17 protein-coding genes and 2 pseudogenes are annotated in these 20,949 nt (G+C 57.9%); 7 read left to right on the forward strand and 12 right to left on the reverse strand.

The genetic code is table 11. The features are described 5' to 3' along the window. Positions 1-5: 5 nt before the first annotated feature. Entirely contained in the window at positions 6-1,484 is a 1,479-nt protein-coding gene (locus BPHYT_RS32995; protein WP_012428464.1) for a DUF1254 domain-containing protein, read from the reverse strand. Positions 1,485-1,541: 57 nt separating this feature from the next. Beyond that, entirely contained in the window at positions 1,542-1,811 is a 270-nt protein-coding gene (locus tag BPHYT_RS33000) for an H-NS histone family protein (RefSeq protein WP_012428465.1), read from the reverse strand. A gap of 95 nt (positions 1,812-1,906) precedes the next feature. Between BPHYT_RS33000 and BPHYT_RS33005 the strand changes: the two genes are divergently transcribed. Beyond that, positions 1,907-2,881: a helix-turn-helix domain-containing protein gene (locus tag BPHYT_RS33005; RefSeq protein WP_012428466.1), complete on the forward strand. Its 975-nt coding sequence runs from the start codon at positions 1,907-1,909 to the stop codon at positions 2,879-2,881. A gap of 72 nt (positions 2,882-2,953) precedes the next feature. On the opposite strand, the gene BPHYT_RS33010 is transcribed toward BPHYT_RS33005, so the two are convergent. The 3 genes from BPHYT_RS33010 to BPHYT_RS33020 form a co-directional block, all read right to left on the reverse strand. Next, positions 2,954-3,454 carry a hypothetical protein gene (locus tag BPHYT_RS33010; protein ID WP_012428467.1) on the reverse strand — a complete coding sequence of 167 codons (501 nt, stop codon included), beginning with the start codon at positions 3,452-3,454 and terminating at the stop codon, positions 2,954-2,956. A gap of 117 nt (positions 3,455-3,571) precedes the next feature. Beyond that, entirely contained in the window at positions 3,572-4,069 is a 498-nt protein-coding gene (locus tag BPHYT_RS33015) for a hypothetical protein (protein ID WP_012428468.1), read from the reverse strand. A 3-nt stretch (positions 4,070-4,072) separates the two neighbouring features. After that, positions 4,073-4,849 (reverse strand): DUF2092 domain-containing protein, encoded by a 777-nt coding sequence (locus BPHYT_RS33020; protein WP_012428469.1) that lies wholly within the window; start codon positions 4,847-4,849, stop codon positions 4,073-4,075. A 522-nt stretch (positions 4,850-5,371) separates the two neighbouring features. Here BPHYT_RS33020 and BPHYT_RS33025 point away from each other — a divergent pair. The 3 genes from BPHYT_RS33025 (at position 5,372) to BPHYT_RS33035 (ending at position 8,174) form a co-directional block, all read left to right on the forward strand. After that, the gene (locus BPHYT_RS33025; RefSeq protein WP_012428470.1) at positions 5,372-6,184 is read left to right on the forward strand and encodes a hypothetical protein; all 813 of its coding nucleotides are present in this window, start codon (positions 5,372-5,374) and stop codon (positions 6,182-6,184) included. 135 nt (positions 6,185-6,319) lie between these two features. Continuing rightward, positions 6,320-7,084: a bestrophin-like domain gene (locus BPHYT_RS33030; RefSeq protein WP_012428471.1), complete on the forward strand. Its 765-nt coding sequence runs from the start codon at positions 6,320-6,322 to the stop codon at positions 7,082-7,084. Between the two features lie 178 nt (positions 7,085-7,262). After that, positions 7,263-8,174 (forward strand): DUF1254 domain-containing protein, encoded by a 912-nt coding sequence (locus BPHYT_RS33035; protein ID WP_238535707.1) that lies wholly within the window; start codon positions 7,263-7,265, stop codon positions 8,172-8,174. A 770-nt stretch (positions 8,175-8,944) separates the two neighbouring features. Here the strand turns inward: BPHYT_RS33035 and BPHYT_RS33045 are convergent. The 4 genes from BPHYT_RS33045 to BPHYT_RS33060 form a co-directional block, all read right to left on the reverse strand. After that, the gene (locus tag BPHYT_RS33045) at positions 8,945-9,322 is read right to left on the reverse strand and encodes a response regulator transcription factor (RefSeq protein ID WP_012428475.1); all 378 of its coding nucleotides are present in this window, start codon (positions 9,320-9,322) and stop codon (positions 8,945-8,947) included. 96 nt (positions 9,323-9,418) lie between these two features. Then, complete coding sequence (locus BPHYT_RS33050) at positions 9,419-10,042, reverse strand: response regulator transcription factor (protein WP_012428476.1); 624 nt, start codon at positions 10,040-10,042, stop codon at positions 9,419-9,421. Continuing rightward, positions 10,039-12,015 carry a sensor histidine kinase gene (locus tag BPHYT_RS33055; protein WP_012428477.1) on the reverse strand — a complete coding sequence of 659 codons (1,977 nt, stop codon included), beginning with the start codon at positions 12,013-12,015 and terminating at the stop codon, positions 10,039-10,041. Before BPHYT_RS33055 ends, BPHYT_RS33050 begins: the two co-directional genes overlap by 4 nt. Positions 12,016-12,229: 214 nt before the next feature. Beyond that, positions 12,230-12,997 (reverse strand): bestrophin-like domain, encoded by a 768-nt coding sequence (locus BPHYT_RS33060; RefSeq protein ID WP_012428478.1) that lies wholly within the window; start codon positions 12,995-12,997, stop codon positions 12,230-12,232. 407 nt (positions 12,998-13,404) lie between these two features. On the opposite strand from BPHYT_RS33060, the gene BPHYT_RS33065 reads away from it, so the two are divergent. The 3 genes from BPHYT_RS33065 (at position 13,405) to BPHYT_RS33075 (ending at position 17,651) form a co-directional block, all read left to right on the forward strand. Continuing rightward, positions 13,405-15,090, forward strand: a complete 1,686-nt coding sequence (locus BPHYT_RS33065; RefSeq protein ID WP_012428479.1) for an arylsulfatase — start codon at positions 13,405-13,407, stop codon at positions 15,088-15,090. Between the two features lie 87 nt (positions 15,091-15,177). Then, on the forward strand, positions 15,178-16,275 hold the full coding sequence (locus tag BPHYT_RS33070; RefSeq protein WP_012428480.1) for an HAD family hydrolase: 1,098 nt from the start codon (positions 15,178-15,180) through the stop codon (positions 16,273-16,275). A gap of 89 nt (positions 16,276-16,364) precedes the next feature. Next, positions 16,365-17,651 carry an anaerobic sulfatase maturase gene (locus BPHYT_RS33075; RefSeq protein ID WP_012428481.1) on the forward strand — a complete coding sequence of 429 codons (1,287 nt, stop codon included), beginning with the start codon at positions 16,365-16,367 and terminating at the stop codon, positions 17,649-17,651. Positions 17,652-18,467: 816 nt separating this feature from the next. On the opposite strand, the gene BPHYT_RS39515 is transcribed toward BPHYT_RS33075, so the two are convergent. The 3 genes and pseudogenes from BPHYT_RS39515 to BPHYT_RS33090 all read right to left on the reverse strand — a co-directional run bounded on the left by BPHYT_RS39515 (position 18,468) and on the right by BPHYT_RS33090 (position 20,917). Then, positions 18,468-18,878 carry a DUF3331 domain-containing protein gene (locus BPHYT_RS39515; RefSeq protein WP_012428483.1) on the reverse strand — a complete coding sequence of 137 codons (411 nt, stop codon included), beginning with the start codon at positions 18,876-18,878 and terminating at the stop codon, positions 18,468-18,470. A gap of 153 nt (positions 18,879-19,031) precedes the next feature. Then, positions 19,032-19,548 (reverse strand): annotated as a pseudogene (locus tag BPHYT_RS33085) (Ohr family peroxiredoxin). 327 nt (positions 19,549-19,875) lie between these two features. Beyond that, positions 19,876-20,917: pseudogene (locus BPHYT_RS33090) on the reverse strand (LysR substrate-binding domain-containing protein). Between the last annotated feature and the right edge of the window lie 32 nt (positions 20,918-20,949).

Consider the following 20,949-nt stretch of genomic DNA (forward strand, 5'->3'; position numbering starts at 1 on the left):
GACGCCTAATTGGTTTTCTCGGCAGCCGGGGGCGTCCATTTGCCTTCGATTACTTCTGGTTTGGGCCAGTAGGTTCGCTGATACAGGGAGAAGTCGCCCTTAGGCGCGGGTATCCAGTTCGATTCCTTATCTGCGCCAGGCGATTCGGCTTGCACATAAAGCGTCAGCGACCCGTCCGGGTTGTACTTGAGATTCTTGTTCTTTGTGCCCAGCGAATATCGGTTGAGCGAATTGGGTTCGAAGAGGTGGTGTTCGTTATAGACGGTCAGTGACCAGAAACCATTGACGGGTGGCAACTTCCTGTAGGTCACCGTGTAATGGTTAGCGCCCGTGAGACGTTGTCCCTTGCTATCGACGTCCAGATAGAAGTAACGCGTTTCTTCCGGGCGATTGACAAACATATTCGAGCGGGCTACGGCGGTACGGGTCACATAGTCAAAGCCAAAACGACCGCCATTTGGCGCTGTCGTCCAGCCATTACCCACGGGAATGCCGTTGTTGCGGAATTCAAAGAGGGGGCCAACGAGATTCCTGTCGGCGTCGATGGCGACCTGCTTCAGTTGCTCCCTGATCGCGGGATCCTTCGCTGCCGCCTCGAGCACTGCCTTCATCTGCGCATATAACGCTTCCTCGCCGGGCAAAGGCGGAACCTCGCGGAGAACGTCAGGCAGCTCATCGAAGAACGTCTCCGGATCGACCCACTTCGTCTCGCCCGCGCCCTGATCCGTTGGCGCAGGGAATGTCGGCACCTTCGACCAATCCTTGACCTGTGCCTTTCCCGTATAGCGGCTAAGCGGATAGATCATGACCTGGTTCAGCAGTGGCTGGATCGCCTTGCGATCTTCGTCGGTATCGTCCATGAAGATGCGCGGGCCCATCCCGATCAGGTCGGTAGGCGAGTGAAACACCTTCGTTATGCCTTTCGGAACGGTTCCCTTCCAGTTTGGACCGACCACCATGTAGATGCCGGGTTTCGTTCCGTACTGTTTGCCAAGGCCGCCGAAACTGTTGTTACGTCCGTCGTAAAGCGCATAGACCCAGAACCGTTTGCCGAAGTCCGGGACCTGGATAATGACGGGATCCTTGTCCACTGCTGCGAACCCAAAGCCGTACACGACATCCTGGTTCGGGCAGGTGACGAAGCGTTCTTCTGGCGCGATGTACCCTGTCAACATCGTGATATAGCCCGTCGGCGCCACCGGGAGCACGCCGCCTAACAGGCCGGGCTCGGGCGACTTGTTGAAGGTCGCGCGGCGGTGACGTTCATTGATGAGTGGCCAGCCCCACAGGTAGGCCACCCTTCCCACCGTTGCAACATAGTCCTTCGTCATGATGATGCCCGCCGGTGGTGGACTCACCTGTGACGCCGTCGGAATCGGCATTGTTTGCTGTGCATTCGCATCGGCGGTGGCGCTGGCGGCGAACACGATGACCGAACTGAGCAAAACCTTTCCGGTTGCAGAAGTAAAGATATTGACCTTCATTGATTCCTCTGCGAAAGCGTGAGTGTCGATGGCAGGACAGTCCAATCAGTCGACGCATCAGTCGACGCGAAAAGGGCCACGATCCTTGCCCTTGATCCAGTTGGGCGGACGGCCCATGCCGTTCCATGTTTCGCCCGTTTCCGGATGTCGATACCTAACGAGATCAGACAGATTGGGACCGAAGAGTTGCTCCGGTGTAAGGCCGTAGTCCCGGATCTTCTGACGCATTTCCGCGACAACCTGCCGAAGTTCATGGCGGCGCAACTGCTCCGCCTGAGCTTCGAGGGCGCGGATGCGCGCTTTGATCTGCCGGTAGTTTTCCGCCATGCATTTGGCCTGCAATTGCTGGTGTACCAACTTACAATAGACGTGCGCCGGTTCAGACGCTATCCAAAAAGCGAAATCTTTGCGGAGAATTTGCGATGCCGTTTCAGTCCAGCTTTCTGAGGCACACATATTCCGGATTCGAACCATCCCAGGCATTCGACATTGTCTACGGCGGAAGCTTTGAGCACCGTCTGTTGTCATCGAAGCGTGCAAACATGACGCACCAGCGTCTGACGTTGGATGAGATCAGGCTTGAAACGGGTTGCTATGATTTTCCGGTGATTGCGCAGGGGAGCATGCCGCCCAACTCGATGTGCATAGGGTTCATGGCAGACGGAAGCGACGTTACCCGCTATAACACCGTTGCTATCGGACAGGAGGACATACAGATTTACCCGGCCGGCGTGGAGCTTCTCTATCACGCTGTCGGGGCGTCCCGCTGGGTAAACTTCACGGTTCCGGAAGAGCGTCTTCAGGAAACGGCGCTGGCACGGACGGGCCGTCTACTCGAATTACCGGGATTCGCCGCTACGTCGGTACGTCTTCGCCCCGGGGGGCGTGCCGCGCTCACCTGTCTCGCCGATGATGCGATGGGCATTGCAAAGTCGCTGGAACCGACGGGTGGCATGGCCCCTGAATTTGCTACGGAAGTGAGTCGATCGCTTGTCGCAGGCTATGTCGACGAGTTGGCCAATGCGACTCCGGGAGGGCAATCAGAGAGTTCGTCGGGCGAGCGACGTCATCATCATCTAATCCTCGCTTGCGAACGGCTGGTCGTATCGGGTGAAGAGGCAGACATCGCCCTCGCCGAGATCGCACGCCGTAGTGGATACAGTCTGCGTTCGCTCGAACTGATTTTCCGGCGCAGTGTTGGCATGACGCCGGGGCGGTGGTTCATGAACGTCCGCCTCAACGGCGCGCTGCGCGATCTGCTGGGCGCGGGACCAACCTGTACTGTTGCCGACGTGGCGTCCAGGTGGGGGTTTCGGCACATGTCCCGATTCTCCGAGCAGTACCGCAAGGCCTTCGGTGAACTTCCGAGTCGCACGCTAAGCCGCTCGCGCACGTAAGCCGGCTCTTACCGCGGCGTAAACATACGCTTATCCTTGCACGTTGAAGTGGGCTGCCCGATACCGATCTCGCTAGGTCAAAGGGCCGAAGAATATGCGCTTGAGCCGGCCCCGGCCCACTGCCCGGGCGAGTTCTGCGATCACGCAATAGTTGAATATCAGCGTCACGAGCAGAATCTGAACTGCCCAGAACCGGGGCCAGTTTATCTCGGACCAGAGCGCGTGGTTGGCGGCGATCAGGTTGTGTGCTTCCTTCCAGTAATCGTAGAGCCGCTCAAGGTAATGGACTGCCAGCGCGACGAGCGCATAGATCAAAGTCTTCCAGGAGACGTTCCAGACCAGCGGTTTGTCGGGAAAGCGGTTGATGAATGGCAGCATATCGGCGACGAGAACGGATTTTCCGAGAATCAGTGAAGCGAGAAGTACGGAGGTCGAAGAAGGAACGGAGATCCCTGTGCCGCGAATCATCAGGGATCGAACTAACGCGACGATGTGAAGAATAATGAAAAAGAAAATAGTCGGTGGTAGCGCCTTGATAAGTTCATGTTTGAGCTTTTGAATTAGCGTGCTCATGATGTGTATCTCCGATTCGCCGCGTCATCACTGAATCTTCCGCGCGAGCCACGTCGCTGACACGTGCGAGCGGGGCTAATACTGCCATGCGCTGACATGCGACCGCGACCAGAAAGTTCAGTAGGGTGCATTCACTACAACGTATTGCGCACCTTGAGGCTGGTACCAAGTGCTTCCGCAACGCTGATAGATCATGCCGCCATAGTTCACTGGCGCGCAATTCGGTGGTACCGAATTCACAATCGAACCCACGATCGCGGATGTGACGCCGACGGCAGCAGTCACTGCAGCAGCCGTTGCGACAGGATGGTAGTCGTTGTCCCAACCGCCGTGATAATCGCCATGTGCATTTACATTGACGTTCCGGTTGACATTCACATTTCTATTCACGGTGTTCACGCTAGTGTTTCGCACGTTGCGCGTGCGCGCGTCGGCATGTGCGTTGTTTAACTGCCCGCCCCCACGTGGCGCGTGTGCGGCTCCGCCTGAACCGCGTTGAACGTGATGGCCGCCGCGCCCGGCGGCTTCGGCCGGTCGCCATGCGGTCGTGGCAAGAAGCACTGACAGCGTTGTCGCGAGCAGCACCGCCTGTTTCTTCCCGTGTGCAGTGTTCACGATTCACTCCTTCTTTGCGCTGGCTGGAACCAGTTCGACCTGCCTGGCACCCACGGGTGGCCGGAATACAAACACAGACGTCCTGAACGTGGGTGAGGTGACCCAGTCAATAATTGACGTCGACTGCGGTCGTGCGTCGTCATCGCGCCGCGTGATGACGAGCTTTCGTGGCAAGGGGTTACCGTCAGCCTTGATCCAGATTTGCCAGTCGACGTCGTTCTCTCGAAAGGCATAGTGATTGCAAACGTCTGTGCCGACATAATCCTGCCCCGCATACATGGCGGATTCAAACTGATCGGCGGGCGCATCGGGCGTGCCCCAGACAAACAGATCGGCAAGCGGAATTTCCACCGCGAAGCGGGCACGGAGATGGTCGACCAGTTCGGCCAGGTTGCTATCGAACGGTACACTGGAATAGTATTTTTGCGCCGGAGTGTACAGCCAGACGGTCTTGCCGTCATAGAAGATCTCGCGTGTGCCGCGAGCGCTGCGCATGACGACGCGAACCCGGTTCGGACGATCCACATCGAGAACCGCAGTTGCCGTGTGCTGCAGCTTCTGGCCGTCCTCAAGCACGCGCTCACCTGTCAGTTCTGTGGAGACGGTAAATCGCTGCAACGCCTGGAGGTGTGCGCCCATGTCGCGAAGAGCCGATACCGCCGCGGGGTCCACGGCAGCCGTGGCAGCTACTGCCGATGCTGGCAATGTCTCCTGCGCATATAAGGGCACCGTGGCGATCGATCCGGCAAATACCGCCGCGGCCAGGATGTGTCTCTTCATGGTGCCTCCCTGAAGGATCAGAGATTTGAAACCGATGGAGTGGCGGAAGCCTTTCTGCTTAACCCCCATCCGTGCGCGAAGGTAAATTGCTCACACTTTGCCGCAACGCTGCGAGGTTCACGAAACATCACAATCGGGATCCATATGTTCGCCTGCCTGCGTCAAGAAGATTAGGCGCTAGTGAGCGTCGCCGCTATCCGAAAAACGAAATGGGCTGGTTTGCGCGAATGAACGACTGCAGATTTTTGCACTCGCGTCTTATTGAAGCGAAGGAACTTATGGAATGGGTAAAAACGTCTCACGAACAAGGTGAATGCACGTAAAAGTGACGGATATAAAGGCATGCTTGGTTGGTGCGCTTGAAAAACATTTTCGCTTTTTGGATAACGCCCTTCACAAGGTTTACCTATTCTCATCAGGTAACACAGACCTTCCCAGCGAGGCCATGAGCAGCCCGTAGCCGGAAGCGCGGCATACGAGGCACTCAGTGGAACGGGCACCAGTCGAGATAAGGACTTCCGAATGACCAGCGCGCGAAGGATTGCGAGATTCCTGGCCTATGTCGCAGCGGCGACGGTGCTTCCCACTGTGGCTCATGCCCAGAGCGATTCCGATCTTGCCAAGCAGCTAAGCAATCCTGTTGCCGCCTTGATCAGCGTGCCGTTTCAGTTCAACTACGATGGCAACATCGGTACTGACCGCGGCGGAAATAAGTATCTCCTGAACTTCCAGCCGGTTATCCCTTTTCATCTGAACGACCAGTGGAATCTGATCTCGCGGACCATCGTGCCCGTGATTTCGCAAAGCGACATCGCACCGGGTTCTGGTTCACAGACAGGTCTTGGAGACGTGGTTCAAAGCTTTTTCTTCTCACCGCAAAAGCCGACGGCGAGTGGATTGATCTGGGGTGTGGGGCCGGTGTTTCTGCTACCGACGGATACGGACCGCCTGCTCGGGGCGGAGAAATGGGGTGCGGGACCGACAGCAGTGTTGCTATGGCAGGCAAATGGCTGGACATACGGTGCATTGGTGAACCATATCTGGTCGTTTGCGGGAAACGCAAACCGGCCAGCCGTGAGTTCGACGTTTCTACAGCCTTTCCTTAATTACACAACCACGACTGCATGGACGTTCGGTCTGAATACCGAGTCGACATACGATTGGAACCGTCATCAGTGGTCAATGCCGATTAACGCGACGGTCAGCAAGCTGCTGAAATTTGGCAAGCAGCCTGTGAGTATCGGCGGGGGTGTACGGTATTGGGCCGCCAGCCCGGATTCAGGTCCGCACGGCTGGGGGGCGCGTCTGATCGTCACCTTGCTTTTCCCGAAATGAGTTCGCCCCAGGATACTGCTTTGCTTGAGACGGGAATGTCCGTGAACTGCCGACCACCGGAAGCAAAAGAACTGAGATCGGGCGGGTACCACGGGCTTCGCGCTTTTTCTGTTGAACGTGCGGAGAGGTCACGCCATGGCAACGTTCGTTGATCACCCGGTAGTGATGTTCGTTGTTCTGCTCCTGCTATTCATTGGTGCGGTGGCGTTCGGCGCTTTCACATTGAAACGGATTGTGACGCTAACGGATGCTGAGCGCGATGACTTCAATCTGATCCAGGCGTCGACGTTGACATTGCTGGCTCTCCTTATTGGTTTCAGCTTGTCGATGGCCGTCAACAGGTACGATCAAAGGAAAAATCTGGAGGAAGAAGAAGCCAATGCTATCGGGACGCAGTATGTACGGGCTGATCTCGTGGATAAGAAATTCGGCGATCCAATGAAAGCAGCGCTGGCAAGCTACGCGCGCCTTCGTCTGGCTGACTATGAGACGCGCGACCACAATGAGCGTGCCCGGATCGGGAACGAAACAGCAGCGTTACAGGCAGAGCTGTGGAGACTGGCAAGCGCTGCAGCAATCGACAAACCGACACCCGTTTCCGCTGTCGTCGCAACAGGCATGAACGACGTGCTCAATTCGCAGGACTACGCGGAGGCCGCGCGGATCAATCACATCCCCGTCGGCGCGTGGATACTGATGTTTCTGATTTCGGTTTTCGCGTGCGTGGTGCAAGGTTACGGCGCTAAAGGCAAGCTGCGGCGCGGCGTGCTCATCACGATCCTTCCCGTCACAGTATCACTGTCGCTGGCACTGATTGCCGATATCGACAGCCCACGAGGCGGCATCATCCGCGTTCAGCCTCTGGATCTGATGCGTCTCATCCATTCACTGGAGAGGTGACCGTTCGTCGCAGGAGCCTGAATGTCGATTTACATCTCGAGGAGACAGGCATGAGAGCAAGTTACTACCTGTGTACGTTTGGCTTGATCTTTGTACTGGCAACGGGCGAGGCATTCGCGCAGCGGGGCAAACGCATGTAACAGATCAAAACTTTGCGCGCGCAATGACGGATCTCGCGATGCAAAAGGAAGTCGAGCAGGGTGCCAACAACGCATGGCATCACCACAGAAAGACCATGGCGCTGTCCGAACAGCCCGCGCCGTTGATGAATCGCGACACGGTCTACTCGTTTGCCGTTCTCGACGGTGGCGGCGACGTGGCTATCACCCTGCCCCCCAATGACGGGCGATACATGTCATTGCAGATCGTGAATCATGACCATGTCACCTACAAGGTGTTCTACGGCCCTGGCAGATACGTGATTCCCGCCAACAAAACCACTGATTTTTTCTACGCGAATGTGCGGATGCAGATCAATGACAAAGACCCGGAGGACGTCAGGAAGGTCAACCAATACCAGGACGAACTAAAAATCGAGTATCTCAATGGATACCAGCCGAAGCCGTTCAAGGTCACCAATTGGAATATGAAAGACTTTGAGAAGGTTCGAAGCCATTACGTCGCAGAAGCACAGAAGGAAGGAATACGCGACACGATGGGAACGGAGGCGCATCCGGTCTCGCTTGACGCCCGCAACCGTGGGGTTTCAATCGCAACGGGACTGCTCCCCGACAAGGACGCCGTGTATCTGACAGCCAAGCACGTGGTAACGATGGGGAAGACGTACAAAGCGACCTACCAGGTACCAGAGCAGGTTGATCCAAAACTTGGTTTCTATTCCGTGACGGTCTATGGCGATGACCAGTATCTGAAGACGGACAAGGGCTCGACCATCAGCAACACTGAGATCAAGCTCAATCCAGACGGCAAGACCTTCGACATTTACTTCGTCCCTGAGAGCGAATTCGGTAAGGGCGGTCACGCGAACGAACTGATCATTCCCACCGCACCGTTCTGGACCTGCATGCGCATCTATATGCCGGGCGCTTCCGTAGTCAACGGAAAGTACAAGCTTCCCAAGCTCAGTTGATCCGCTTTATTGCGTTAGCCACCAGGCGTCGCTGACAGAGCGTTCGCGGCGTCTGGGTTCAATCCAACGTCCCGGGAAGTGAAACGCCGTCATGTCTAACTCACTCTCGCATTCCGCAGGTCTTTTTGGGCCGTACTTTGCGCGCTCGCTTTCGCAATGGCAGCGTGTTTGACGACTGACCACCCGGCTACCGCGAACGCGACCAATCCTGCGGCTCCCGCTGTAGCCGCACCGACGGATCAGGAGATCGTGGACGCCTGGTCATATCTGTACGCGCGCTACCTGGTCCTGAGGCAGGAGAACTATGACATCAACGTCGAGAAAGTGGGATACAACGGATCAAGTACAACCCGCTCGGCTCAGCGCAGTTCGTGAATCCTAACCTTGATGTCGCGTATCTTTGGCTTCCGTGCCACGTAGAGAAGCTGATGGGCGTCTCGCCACTCGTTGGGCGGACCGGCCGACCGCTATTTTCGCGAGAATCAACATTGCGCCAAGACATCTAAGTCGTCGCAATTGGGTCGTGAATATGGGTTGGCCGCTGCAGGCAGTTGCGGTCCTACTACTCGACGCCGCCAAGGTCAGCAATCCGCAGATGCGGACGTTTAACGGAAGAAACCTCAAAGTCGGCAAAAGCTGGACCGCCGTGTTGCGACGCACCTGATCGAATGTCCGCTTGCAAGTTTGCAGCCACCGGACGCTTTGCCGAAACGAAATCCGGGGAACGCAGGTTTCTGAAAAGCGGCAGGCGGAATACTCGAGGTGAATTGTCACCGGGTCCCACTATCCGGCGCTACCCGCGAAATGGCGTCGAGAAGATCCCTGGCCACAAATGGCTTGATGAGTAATTCCTGACCACCGGCGCTTGCGACCGCGTTGCGCGTCGCCGGATCGTCGTGCGAGGTGATAAACACAACTGGAGGGCGAGGATAGCGGAGTTGCTCATACAAGCGCGGCCCTGAAACGCCCGGCAGTTGGACGTCCAGCACGAGGCAGTGTGGTACGCGCATGCGGCTCGCCCCAACATATGCCTCTGCACTGTCGAACACGAGGATGTCGAAACCAGACACAGTCAACAGGCGCTGCAAAGCACGACCCATCCCGGCGTCGTCTTCGACGACCACGATCAACTGTCTGATTTGGTTCATTGCCCGCCAAGGTTTCTTGCCTCAAGTTTCATGTGAGCCAAGGTCCGGCGCTATCAGGGCATGGGGCAAGCCGTTGCCCTTTGGGGCAAGCGGAGATCAGATAGAGGCTTTACGGCGGACAATCGGCTCAGCCAGTATGACAAGGTCGGCAAACGAACGGGCGTGCAGCTTACGCATCAGGCCGGCCCGGCAGGATTTGACTGTTCGCTCGCTCAAAGCCAGTTCCGCGGCAATCTGCTTGTTAAGTCGACCAGCGACGATACCGCGTAGTACGACCTGCTCCCGCGCGTTCAGATCGGAAGCGTCGACCGGCTGAAGTGACTCGGCCGGGGAAGGAGTAACGGCTGCAGACGCGAGCGCATTGTCCAACGCGGCGAAGAGAGTCTGCGCATCGATCGGCTTGAGGAGGAAGTCGAAAGCCCCACCCTTGATGGCCATGACCGTTCTGGCAATATCGCTGTGGGCGCTGATGAAGACGATTGGCATCTCCCTGCCAAGCCGTTGCAGCGCCCGTTGCAAGTCGAGGCCGCCGGGACCGGGCAGTTCCAGGTCGAGCAGCAGGCACCCTGGCGGCGCGACCGGATCGGCAACAAGAAACTCTCCAGCGCTCGCGTACTCCTTCACCGCATATCCCGCTTGACTCAGAAGCCGCCTCAGGGCGGTACGCATAGCGGGATCATCGTCAACGACATGGATGACGGTTTCGGCACGATTGATCACGGGTGTCCTCCTTGTGGCATTGGCGGGGCGGTCAAGCCGGCGCTTTCCGTTGATGGATTGCGCCCGGTAGGAGTGGGTGAGAGCACGGGCCGCTCGGATGCGGGAAGCCACACAGTGAAAACACTGCCACCGCCGTCGCGGGACGCACCGCGGACCTGTCCACCGTGCGTTGAGACGATGGTGCGCACAATTGAAAGTCCAAGTCCCATACCGTGCGGTTTGGTCGTATAAAGCGAGTCAAACATACGCTCTCCGGCATCTGCCGGAAAGCCGTGCCCGCTGTCGGCCACGATCAGTTGGTAACCTTTTCCTGCAAGTTGAGTCGAGATAGAGACAATGCGTTCCCCGAGGGGCGTTTCCTCCATCGCGTCCATTGCATTGATAACGAGATTGATCAATACCTGTTGAAGTTGCACGCGGTCCCCGAGCACGCAGGCATTTTGCGCCGCGAAGTTCGATTCGACGGCGATGCGTCTACGCCGCGCTTCAAGATTTAGCAACGCCAGCCCTTCGTCAAAAGCGCCATTGAGGTCCAACGGGACGTATTCGAACGTGCGCTTTTGCAGAAGCGCCCGCAGTCGCTGCACTACCTGATTCGCGCGCAGCGCGTCGCGGCGTATGTCTGCAAGAATAGCGTGTAGTTCGTCCTCGGGCTCGTTACGAAGCATCAGGCCGGCGGCGTCCGCGTTGCTGAGAATAGCACCCAGCGGCTGGCCGATCTCATGTGCGACCGATGCGCTCAGTTCGCCCGCCGAGGCGAACCGCGCCGCGCGGGCCAGTTCGTTCGATCGCAGGGTCGCTTCGTCTTCGGCGATCCGGCGTCGCTGGCGCTGCCACAGCAGAGCGGCGATGGTCAGCGCCTGCAGTAAAACGATTGCAACCGCGCCAAGCACCATGATCCGGTACTCTCGCCAGAGTGAAGGAGGTACATTGACCAACTCACAATCCGCAGGCAAGCCACGCGTATCCAGCCCCAGCTTCTCGATCACCCCGACGTCTGCGATGCAGTGCGACGGGTTTGCCGATGAGACGGCGCCCTGACGTGGGGCCTCCCCGAGAAGTATCGATGCGGCGAGCGCGCCGGTAGTGCGGCCATTCGCGTCGAAGTTGACTACCGATCCCGCCGCCAGCCCGTGGCCCAAATAGGTCGGATACCAGCCGTATATCGGCGCGCCCGAAACCTTTGCCATCGGCGCAACGACTTCATAGGGAAAGAACGTGCGACCAGTACGATCCCGATACATAGTCGTGTAAAGAACCGCTGCCGTGCTGTCGAGCGCGGCAAGGCGTTGCTGCAATTCGGAGACGGTCAACCCGCTCCACACATCGACCGTCCACTGGCGCGACGTGCGCGCGCGCGCCGTAGCGACAGCAATCTGCTCTGAGCGGAGATCCAGCTTGGCGAGGCCGGACACGATGACGAGACGCCGTGCGCGGGGTTGAAGAATTTCCGCCAAAGCAAGAGTTCCGTTCACATCGAGATAGGTGGGGACATAGGCAAAATCCGCAGGTATATCCTTTTGGCGGCCGGCCGCGACACTGGAAATGACGACAGGTACGCCCGGCCAGATCTCGTCGTGATAACGCTTCGTGAAGTCCAACGCAAAGTCGGCAAGGCCGATCACGATGTCGACCTGTTTGTGCTCATATTTTCTTTTGAGAAGCACCAGAAAGCTGTTCATCAATTCGGCGTTGTCGAATCGCAGATCGTCGAGCGAGTCGGTGTAGAACTCGACGCCATCTGGAGCCATAGCGGCGACCGAATGGCGTATGGCGCGAATCTGCTCCTGGGCTGCCGGTTGTGTGGGGTCCGCGCCCGGCAGAATCACCACACGCCAGGTATGCTCCGCGTAGGCGCACGTGTAGAAGCCGAGCACGGTCAGAAACAGGTAAAGAACAACGCGGCCCCGCGCGAAAACTAGTCGCGCGAGCACTGCCGTCAGGATCCTCGGGGGGGCGCGTTCGTCTTTCATGGCTCTGGCAGGACTAACGTCGTGCTAACTATGCCTGAGGTTTTTGCCAGTCGAATAGTCTTTTGTAAGAAAATTGTCCGGGAAAGGCTAGCGTTTCCCGCTGATATGCGAATCAGTTGATCTATTCGCAGCCCGCATAATTCCAATGCCTTTGTAGCACCCGGGCGCCAGTTGCCCGTCAGGCGATTGAGCTGGTTAGATACGGCGTGCCGTTTTACGGCCGGTGCAAAGATTGCGATGTGCCGAGGAGATTTTGCGGTACGACACGGATGATGCCGTTGCGTGGACTATCAATGTCGGCAATCAGCATGAACGAAAGCGACACGGTCAACGGCATAATAAGCAGGAATCGTTTGCTACTCCCAGAATTCTTCGTCCCATAGCCCACCAGCACATTGGCGAACACGCCAATCAGCAGCATCATGATCCAGGCGGCCAAGGGAATGCGGTTGAGCCACGCTGCCTGTGTGTAACCCTGTGTGTTGATCACATCGTTCATACCGGTCACGGCAAGTGCGGCCACCGGGCTGGGCTGTGACACCGCGCCGCCTTTAGCTGCGGCCCACAGCTTGCCTTGCAGATCCTCCGTGGCGGCATTGATCCGCTCGACGCGCCGCTCGTCGCGAGTCTGGTAGTACTCGACTCGCAAGTCGACATAGTTGATGAGATCTGCCCGGATTGTCGCGGCCGCGCTGGCCGGCAATAGATCCGCGCGGATGAACTCGGTCCCGATTGCGTTGGCCTCTTCTTCTTCGTAGTTTTTACGCTGATCGTAGCGGCCTACCGCCATGGACAGACTGAAACCGATGACCAGGGCGAGCAGCGTCAGTGTGGCGGACTGCACGATCCTGAAGTCGTCGCGCGAGTCTTCATCGAGTGCATTACGTTTTCGCAGCACCGAGTTCCCAAACCAGGCAGCCAGCGACATCAATGCAAACGAAACGACCAGCAGGATGAGGGGATGTCTGGTGAGTTGCTCCATGCGTTGCTCCAGGTGGATTCGCTCGCCGGGCATCTAGCAGTAAATGAGAATCTGCGTCACACGCAGACTCTGCATCGCTCAGGAACGCGGCGTGCTCACAATTCCATCTTCCTTTCTCACAAGCGGCTATCGAGACGAAGTCACGAGCCGCGGACGCACACTGCCGCAACAACCGAATTCAGTTGTCGTCAGTGCCTTGGCGTATCGACCAGTATGTGCACAGATCAATTTAGCGGTCATCCAAGTGAAAGAAAAGGCGCACACCTCGCATTGCCCGAAGGGGAAATCGGTTTGCCCTAAATACCTATGGCGCTCCACTGCCTCAGGGAAAAAAATGAGTTGTGGCAAACAGGCCTATCGCGCAAAAGGGATGTCGAAGCCTGTCCATTGATACTCAGGAAAACACGATGAAACCTGAAACGTCCTTCCCGGCACCTGCCAGGCCCTGCAAACGCGCGCCTTTCGCTGTGGTTGCGGCGGCATTGCTGAGCGTTGCGATAAGCGGCCAGGCACAAACGGATTCTCAACAGCCCATGCGGCCTAACATCGTGTTGATTGTGGGCGACGACGTGGGTTGGGGCGATCTCGGAGCCTATGGCGGCGGTGAGGGGCGCGGCATTCCCACTCCGAACCTTGACAGGCTGGCCGACGAAGGCATGACATTTTTCGACTTCTACGGCCAGCCGAGTTGTACGCCAGGCCGGGCGGCTCTTCAGACCGGACGCAATCCGAACCGCAGCGGTATGACGACCGTAGCGTTCCAGGGGCAAGGCGGCGGCCTGCCTCACGCGGAATGGACGCTGGCGTCCATGCTGAAACTCGCGCACTACAACACATATTTCACCGGCAAGTGGCACCTCGGCGAAGCGGACTACGCCCTACCGAACGCACAGGGCTATGACGACATGAAGTACGTTGGCCTGTATCACCTGAATGCATACACGTACTCCGATCCGAAATGGTTTCCCGACATGGACCAGCAAACTCGGGACCTGTTCACCAAGGTAACGAGAGGCATGCTCAGCGGCAAGGCCGGCGAAAAGGCTCATGAAGATTTCAAGCTGAACGGTCAGTATCAAAACGAGCCCGAAAACCGGATCGTCGGCATTCCGTTTGTCGATCGTTACATCGAGAAAGCTGCGCTCGACGATATCGACGATGCATCCCAACGCGGCCAGCCATTCTTCATCAACGTAAACTTCATGAAGGTTCATCAGCCGAACATGCCCGATCCCGACTACATCGGAAAGTCTCTGTCGAAGTCCAAATACGCAGACTCACTGGTGGAACTGGATGCACGTGTCGGCCACATCATGGACAAGCTTCGCGAGAAAGGACTCGACAAGAACACGCTTGTGTTCTTCACGACGGACAACGGCGCGTGGCAGGATGTTTATCCAGATGCGGGCTATACGCCCTTCCGCGGTACCAAGGGAACCGACCGCGAGGGCGGAGCGCGTGTTCCCGCCATCGCGTGGTGGCCGGGCAAGATCAAGCCTCACACGAGGAACTTCGACATTCTGGGTGGCCTCGACTGTATGGCAACCTTCGCGGCATTGGCAGGCGTGGATTTACCCAAAAACGATCGCGAAGGCAAACCCATCGTTTTCGACAGCTACGATATGTCTCCCGTGCTGCTCGGCACGGGCAAGAGCAAGCGCAATGCCTGGTTCTATTTCACCGAAAACGAGCTGACGCCGGGTGCCGTGCGGGTCGGGCAGTTCAAGGCGGTGTTCAACCTGCGCGGCGACGCAGGCAAGGATACGGGCGGTCTAGCGGTGGACACGAATCTCGGCTGGAAAGGACCTGAGAGCTACGTCGCAACCGTTCCGCAGGTCTTCGATCTGTATCAGGATCCTCAGGAGCGCTACGACATCTTCATGAACAACTATACGGAACACACTTGGACACTTGTGGCGTTTAACGCTGCTGTCAAGGACCAGATGCAAACGTATGTGAAGTATCCGCCGCGCAAGTTGCAAAGCGAAGGATACGCCGGACCGATTACCCTCACCCAGTATCAACGATTCAAGTACATCCGGGATCAACTGCAGGAGAACGGTTTCAACATTCCGATGCCAACCGGGAACTGACAAGCTGACGTCCGGACAATCGGAAAACCTCGATTGTCCGGACCCGTCAAGGCGCAAGCCGCACATTCTCCAACGGGCAGGATCACAATGCATTTCACTGACCATCACACGTGGTCACGACACCTCAAGTGTCACGCGTCGCGCCTGATCCTGTGCACGTGCGCGGCGATGAGCGCGTGCGTGAGCCATGAAGCGCCGTCGACGGCCGCCGCGACGGCGCAGCAGCGAGCGGCGCTTCCCGAAGAATCGATAGCGACAGCGCTTCCATCGTGGCAGGACGGTACTGCACGGGCAGCGATCTTGAAGTTCATTGGCGACGTCACGCGTGAAGGGTCGCCAAGCTACGTGGAAGCCGAGGCTCGCATCGCGGTCTTCGATAACGATGGCACGCTCTGGAGCGAGCAACCCATGCCATTCCAGTTGTCGTTCATGATCGAACAGGTGAAGGCAGCGGCGCCAAGGCATCCCGAGTGGCGGAACAATCCGGCATTCAAGGCGTTGCTGAGGAACGACGCCGCCGCAATCGCACAAAACCGCAAGGCGGTGTTACAGCTTATTGCGGTCGCCAACAGCGGCATGACGACTGACGAATATGACCAATCCATCCGTACCTGGCTGGCCAGTGCGAGGCACCCGACGCTCAACCGGCCCTACACCGAACTCGTCTACAAGCCACAATTGGAATTGCTCGATTTACTACGTAAGAACGGTTTCAGAATCTGGATCATTTCCGGTGGTACGGCGGAGTTCATGCGAGTGTGGGTCACAAAAGCGTACGGTGTGCCATCCACGCAGGTGGTAGGAACTCAGGAGAAGTTGACGTACGAAATGCGCAGTGGCGAGCCTGTACTAATACGTCAGCCAGGCTTTGACTTCGTCGACGACGGACCAGGCAAGCCCGTTGGAATTTTTCGCGCGATTGGCAAACGCCCGATTCTCGCTTTCGGCAATTCCGATGGCGATCGCGAAATGCTTGAGTACACGGCCAGCGGCCCAGGCGCAACGCTTGCACTCCTCGTGCACCACGACGATCAAGAGCGCGAGTTTGCTTACGATCGCCAAGCGTCAATGGCACGGCTCGATAAGGCGTGGCAAGAGGCCATTACGCGCGGGTGGGTCGTTGTCAGCATGAAACGGGATTGGAAGACGATATATCCCGCTTCAAGTACATCGGTCGCCCAATGACCGGACTGACCGGCTTGCGGTGTTTTCCCTCTGGCCAATTGCGGTCTCGGCACGCACAGACTTCCGTGAGCTGATTTCAGGAGCCGTTCATGCAGGACATCCATGACACGCTGGCTGAGAAGCCACTAATCTTCTACCCGGCACGTTCGTCGGAAACGGAGCCTGCGGCACCCGATCAGAAAGGTCGTTTTCATGCGATGGCCAAGCCCATCGGATCCACGTGCAATATCGACTGCACATATTGCTACTACCTGCATAAGGAGCATCTGCTAAAGCAGCATCGCGGTCGTCGCATGGAACTGTCCATGCTCGAGCGCTATATCCGGCAGTACATAGAAGCGCAGAACGGCGACGAAATCATATTTTCCTGGCAGGGTGGAGAGCCGACCATGCTCGGCATTGCGTTCTTCTGCGACATCGTCGAAATTCAGAAGCGGTATGCTCCCGCGAACCGCCGTGTCTTGAACGATCTTCAGACCAACGCCACGTTGCTGGACGATGAATGGTGCATGTTCCTTAAGGAAAACAACTTTCTGGTTGGCGTGAGTATCGACGGGCCGCGCGAATTGCATGATGCTTTCCGGCGGGACCGGAAGGGGCAGCCCACTTTTGACAATGTGATGCGTGGGATCGGTCTGCTAAAAAAGCATGGCGTGAAATTCAACACGCTCACCGTCGTCAACCGTTTCAATGCGAAGCGTCCCCTGGACGTCTACCGGTTTTTGCGTAACGAGTTGGATTCGACTTATATCCAGTTCATTCCATGCGTCGAACCGAAAGATTTTCATAGTGTCGCTCCACAGCATTGGCCTGCTGAGTCGATGCCGATACTGGGAACCGGTGCGGCGAAACCTGGGCAGCCGGATTCGGTCGTGACCGACTGGTCGGTGGACCCGGACGATTGGGGCTACTTCCTTTCCCGAACCTTCGATGAGTGGTACAGAAAGGATGTGGGGCATGTACTCGTGAACCTGTTCGAGACTGCCGTAGTGCAAACTCTGGGTAAGCCCGCGCAAACCTGCGTGACCGCCCAGTTCTGCGGTAAGGCATTGGCGATCGAGCACGACGGCGAGGTCTACTCGTGCGACCATTACGTCTACCCTGCATACTCGCTAGGAAATATCGGTGAGAGACACCTCGGTGAGATGGCGTTTTCGGCGCGGCAGCAAAGCTTCGGCTATGCAAAACGAAATGCTCTTCCTGCGTTTTGTCGTCAGTGCAAGCATCTGAATCTCTGCTGGGGTGAATGCCCGAAAAATCGCTTTGTGCGCAGCCCGGAGGGTGAACCTGGCTTGAACTATCTCTGTTCGGGCATCCGCCGATTTCATGACCACGCGGGTCCGGCCATCAGGCAGTTGGCGAAACGTTCCGCGTGATCGACGCAAGTGAGCGCTAGCGGGAGAAAGAATGGCCTTTGCCTGGCTGGACACCGTTGTGCCATGGCGTCTTGACCAATGGCAGTTCGCGCCAATCAGCGGCGGTGTATCCGACAAAGCTTTGTGGCAGAAACGGCGATATCCCGCACCCTTGACTGTTCGTGGTGTAGGCCGCTACGTGTTTGTGGAAATGCTGCGTCGCCGAAACAATGCGAGTCGTGACTCGCACCCGCCGAGACAAGCGCAACGCAGGTCTGCGAGAACCGCTAATGCGATCAGCAGCGGGCAATATCCTCAGTACGCCGCTTCGTATCGGTGTCCGGTTTGCGAGGTGGAACGACCGCTCGGATGTCAAGGCGCCAGAACAAGTGAATGTCTCGTCATGGCCCGCTTGTGGCCGATTGGGTGGACTCGCCAATGGCCGCTCATGGGCACTCTGGTTCGCAGGAACTGAATTCTGCTGACTGACCGGTTTGGAGAAGGTCATCTGGCCGAAGTGGGTCGCATACTGTCGATCAAGGCCGGACGAGGTCGAGCCGTCGATGCGGTTTCCATGGGGCAGTACGCGGCCACAAGCCACCGTCAACATATGGCGTCGCTCGGACGTCCGAGCGTCGGCTACGCCCCGTAACCGGTCACGCGATCGTAGCGGACGAACGCTTGGCCGTCGACCTGAGCTGCCATCACTCCGAGCTGCGTCTGGGGCAGCAATGAACCACATGGCTGCCGACGGTGGTGTCGAGCAATCCGCCGGCATCTTGCTGCATTCGCAAGCCGACACTCGCGGGCCGAAGTCCAAACGATCTCCGCCACACATCAGGGCAGCACAAGCTGGCGCTCTGAATATCTCGTCAGTACCGAAGCAAGGATCATGTCGAGTGCGTTCGACGGCGGTGCGGCGCCACGGTGGAACGGCCGGAACACCACGTCGCCTCGTTTGACCGACATGCCGCTGAGCGCGCAAATACCCCTGACGCGCGCATAGCCGGCGCGCCACGTCTGATCGAGATAGCTGCCCCGCGTAGCGTCGCTCCAGGAAACAAGCAAGGTCGTGTCTGTTTGCCACTCGATGCTTCGAATCGTAGGGACCCTGAGCGCAGCGTGCGCTACTACCGTGCGGCTGCGTCGCTTGCGGCGCCCCGAAGCCTGGTGAACCGCCGATGCAGTTTCATGCCAATGCGCGCTCAGCCGTCCGATAATCTGCGACCATGGATCGGGTCCACACATCTCCGGTTCTCCTGCGACTTCCAGCGGCAATCGCCTGCAAAATGGATCGCCTCCGGACTTAATGTCTCGTGGCTGCGGGGTTCATGCGAACATTACCGGGTCGGGTTGCCGTCGATAACCGCTCGATCGTTCGCATGAAATGCGCATGCCGGCTTACAGATTTGCCTCGCTAGCCGGCCGCGCGAGTGCGACCACGCTCACGATCCCCTCGCGCGCCATCTTTGCGTACGGACAGAAACGTTCCGTGTTACGAACGAGTCCTTCGGCAACGCCAAGCTCGACACCGGGCAAATGAATGCGGACCTGCGCAATCAGGTTGAACAGGCCATCGACGGGATCCCGGCCGAAATCGACCGTCACTTCCACCTTCGCGCCGACGATCGCTATCTCCGCCTTTGCGGCGAGCAGGCTCAAGGCACCATGAAAGCAGGCAGCGTAGGCGGCAGCAAACAACTGCTCGGGATTCGTCCCGCCGCCTGGGCCCGCCGGGCGCTTCGGGCAAGCGCAGGGCGAGATCGAGCTGGCCGTCGTCCGACCGGACCGCGCCTGATGCTCGACCATGGCTCGCGTCGCCGCCCGTGGCGGTCACGGTCGTCGAGTACAGTTTCTGAAAATTTTGCCCGAAGTACTTGTCGAGCAGCGTGAGCGGCGGTGGATGCAGAGGGCTCATCATGTATGTCCAACAGCCGTTGGCTACGCCGCGTCTCGCAACCAGTCGAACGATGCGCGTGAGCCAGTGGCGTCCAGAGACGGAATGGTCCGCCCTTCTGGCCTGGTGTCTTCTGTTTGCGCGCTCTGGTATAGCGCAGGCCGTCCGTCGAACGGCGTGCTACCGCTGAGGCTACCGTCGATAGCAACGATTGTCATGATCTTTCTCTGTGAATAGTGCGCCGGACCGGCCTCGATGCGTCGTCAGCGTATGGGTAGATCGTAGGTGCGCGCCAGCCCGTCGGGAAGACTCGCGCCGCGACGCACCGTGTTGCTTCCAAAGCACCAATTAGAGTGCCGACACCGCTGTCATGGTGGTCAGGCATTGCAGGTCGAGGGCGCGCGTTTGTTCAGCCATGTAGTCGATGAACACGCGGATTCTGGAGGGCATATGCTTGCGACTGAGATAACAGAGGTAGTGACCGCGGTCGTCTGGCGCATATTGGACCAGACAGGACATCAGACGCTCTCGCCGCAAGAGATCGCAGACCTGATAGGCCGGCAATTGAGCGATGCCCTCGCCGTCGAACACTGCATGCACGATGAGGTCCATGTCGTTAAACGTGTGCCGCGCTTGAGGCAACTGCTTTTGCATGAGTCCGTCGACCTTGAATTCCCAATCGCTTACACGTCCCGACGCACTGCGAAAGTTGATGCACCGATGCTGAGCGAGCTCTTCGACTTGACGCGGAAGACCGTATTTTTCGCGTAGAGGGGCGACGCGCAGACGATCATCTGCGTGGGTATCAGTTGCTTTGCCACGACCTCGCTGTCTTCCATACGCCCGTCCCGAAACCCGACGTCGACGCATCCGAGATGAAGTCGGCGGGACGATCGTTCAGCAACAATCGAGTGCGATGTCTGGATACCGCGTGCGAAAACTGCGTAGCAGCGGTGCGACGATCTTGCGGCCGAATCCCGGTGTCGAGCATATGCGCAGATGTCCGAGCGGCGGTCCGTTGCGCAATTCGCGCATGTCCTCTCGCGCCTGCACGATGCGTTCGAGGCCCGGATGGCAGTTCTAATAAAACAATTCGCCTTCGCGGGTCAGCGACGTGCTGCGGGTGGTGCGCAGAAAAAGCCGCGCATCTAGCTGCGCTTCGAGCTTCTGCACGTTCGGCTGACGGCGGAGCGGCCAATGCCGAGACGGTCACCAGCCTTTGCGAAGCTGCCTTCGTTGGCCTCGGCGAGGAGCGAAACGACGCCGGCGTAACTCGTGGCAAAGCTGCTCGCGAGAGAATTGTCGGTGAAGGGACGGGCAGAATGCTCGTCGGACATGGGCGGCACGATTTAAAGGATCCGTACTCGACAAGACGTTTTAGCCCGGCCACTTGTGACAAACCGGACTAACGAATCCACTGGG

The organism is Paraburkholderia phytofirmans PsJN (assembly GCF_000020125.1).
GTDB classification, from domain to species: domain Bacteria; phylum Pseudomonadota; class Gammaproteobacteria; order Burkholderiales; family Burkholderiaceae; genus Paraburkholderia; species Paraburkholderia phytofirmans.

What these genes read in the sequence shown, in the direction of transcription:
- BPHYT_RS32995 (WP_012428464.1), bottom strand. Translation starts at nt 1,484, where the DNA reads ATGAAGGTCAATATCTTTACTTCTGCAACCGGAAAGGTTTTGCTCAGT.
- BPHYT_RS33000 (WP_012428465.1), bottom strand. Translation starts at nt 1,811, where the DNA reads ATGGCGGAAAACTACCGGCAGATCAAAGCGCGCATCCGCGCCCTCGAA.
- BPHYT_RS33005 (WP_012428466.1), top strand. Translation starts at nt 1,907, where the DNA reads ATGCCGTTTCAGTCCAGCTTTCTGAGGCACACATATTCCGGATTCGAA.
- BPHYT_RS33010 (WP_012428467.1), bottom strand. Translation starts at nt 3,454, where the DNA reads ATGAGCACGCTAATTCAAAAGCTCAAACATGAACTTATCAAGGCGCTA.
- BPHYT_RS33020 (WP_012428469.1), bottom strand. Translation starts at nt 4,849, where the DNA reads ATGAAGAGACACATCCTGGCCGCGGCGGTATTTGCCGGATCGATCGCC.
- BPHYT_RS33025 (WP_012428470.1), top strand. Translation starts at nt 5,372, where the DNA reads ATGACCAGCGCGCGAAGGATTGCGAGATTCCTGGCCTATGTCGCAGCG.
- BPHYT_RS33030 (WP_012428471.1), top strand. Translation starts at nt 6,320, where the DNA reads ATGGCAACGTTCGTTGATCACCCGGTAGTGATGTTCGTTGTTCTGCTC.
- BPHYT_RS33035 (WP_238535707.1), top strand. Translation starts at nt 7,263, where the DNA reads ATGCAAAAGGAAGTCGAGCAGGGTGCCAACAACGCATGGCATCACCAC.
- BPHYT_RS33045 (WP_012428475.1), bottom strand. Translation starts at nt 9,322, where the DNA reads ATGAACCAAATCAGACAGTTGATCGTGGTCGTCGAAGACGACGCCGGG.
- BPHYT_RS33055 (WP_012428477.1), bottom strand. Translation starts at nt 12,015, where the DNA reads ATGAAAGACGAACGCGCCCCCCCGAGGATCCTGACGGCAGTGCTCGCG.
- BPHYT_RS33060 (WP_012428478.1), bottom strand. Translation starts at nt 12,997, where the DNA reads ATGGAGCAACTCACCAGACATCCCCTCATCCTGCTGGTCGTTTCGTTT.
- BPHYT_RS33065 (WP_012428479.1), top strand. Translation starts at nt 13,405, where the DNA reads ATGAAACCTGAAACGTCCTTCCCGGCACCTGCCAGGCCCTGCAAACGC.
- BPHYT_RS33070 (WP_012428480.1), top strand. Translation starts at nt 15,178, where the DNA reads ATGCATTTCACTGACCATCACACGTGGTCACGACACCTCAAGTGTCAC.
- BPHYT_RS33075 (WP_012428481.1), top strand. Translation starts at nt 16,365, where the DNA reads ATGCAGGACATCCATGACACGCTGGCTGAGAAGCCACTAATCTTCTAC.
- BPHYT_RS39515 (WP_012428483.1), bottom strand. Translation starts at nt 18,878, where the DNA reads ATGTGTGGACCCGATCCATGGTCGCAGATTATCGGACGGCTGAGCGCG.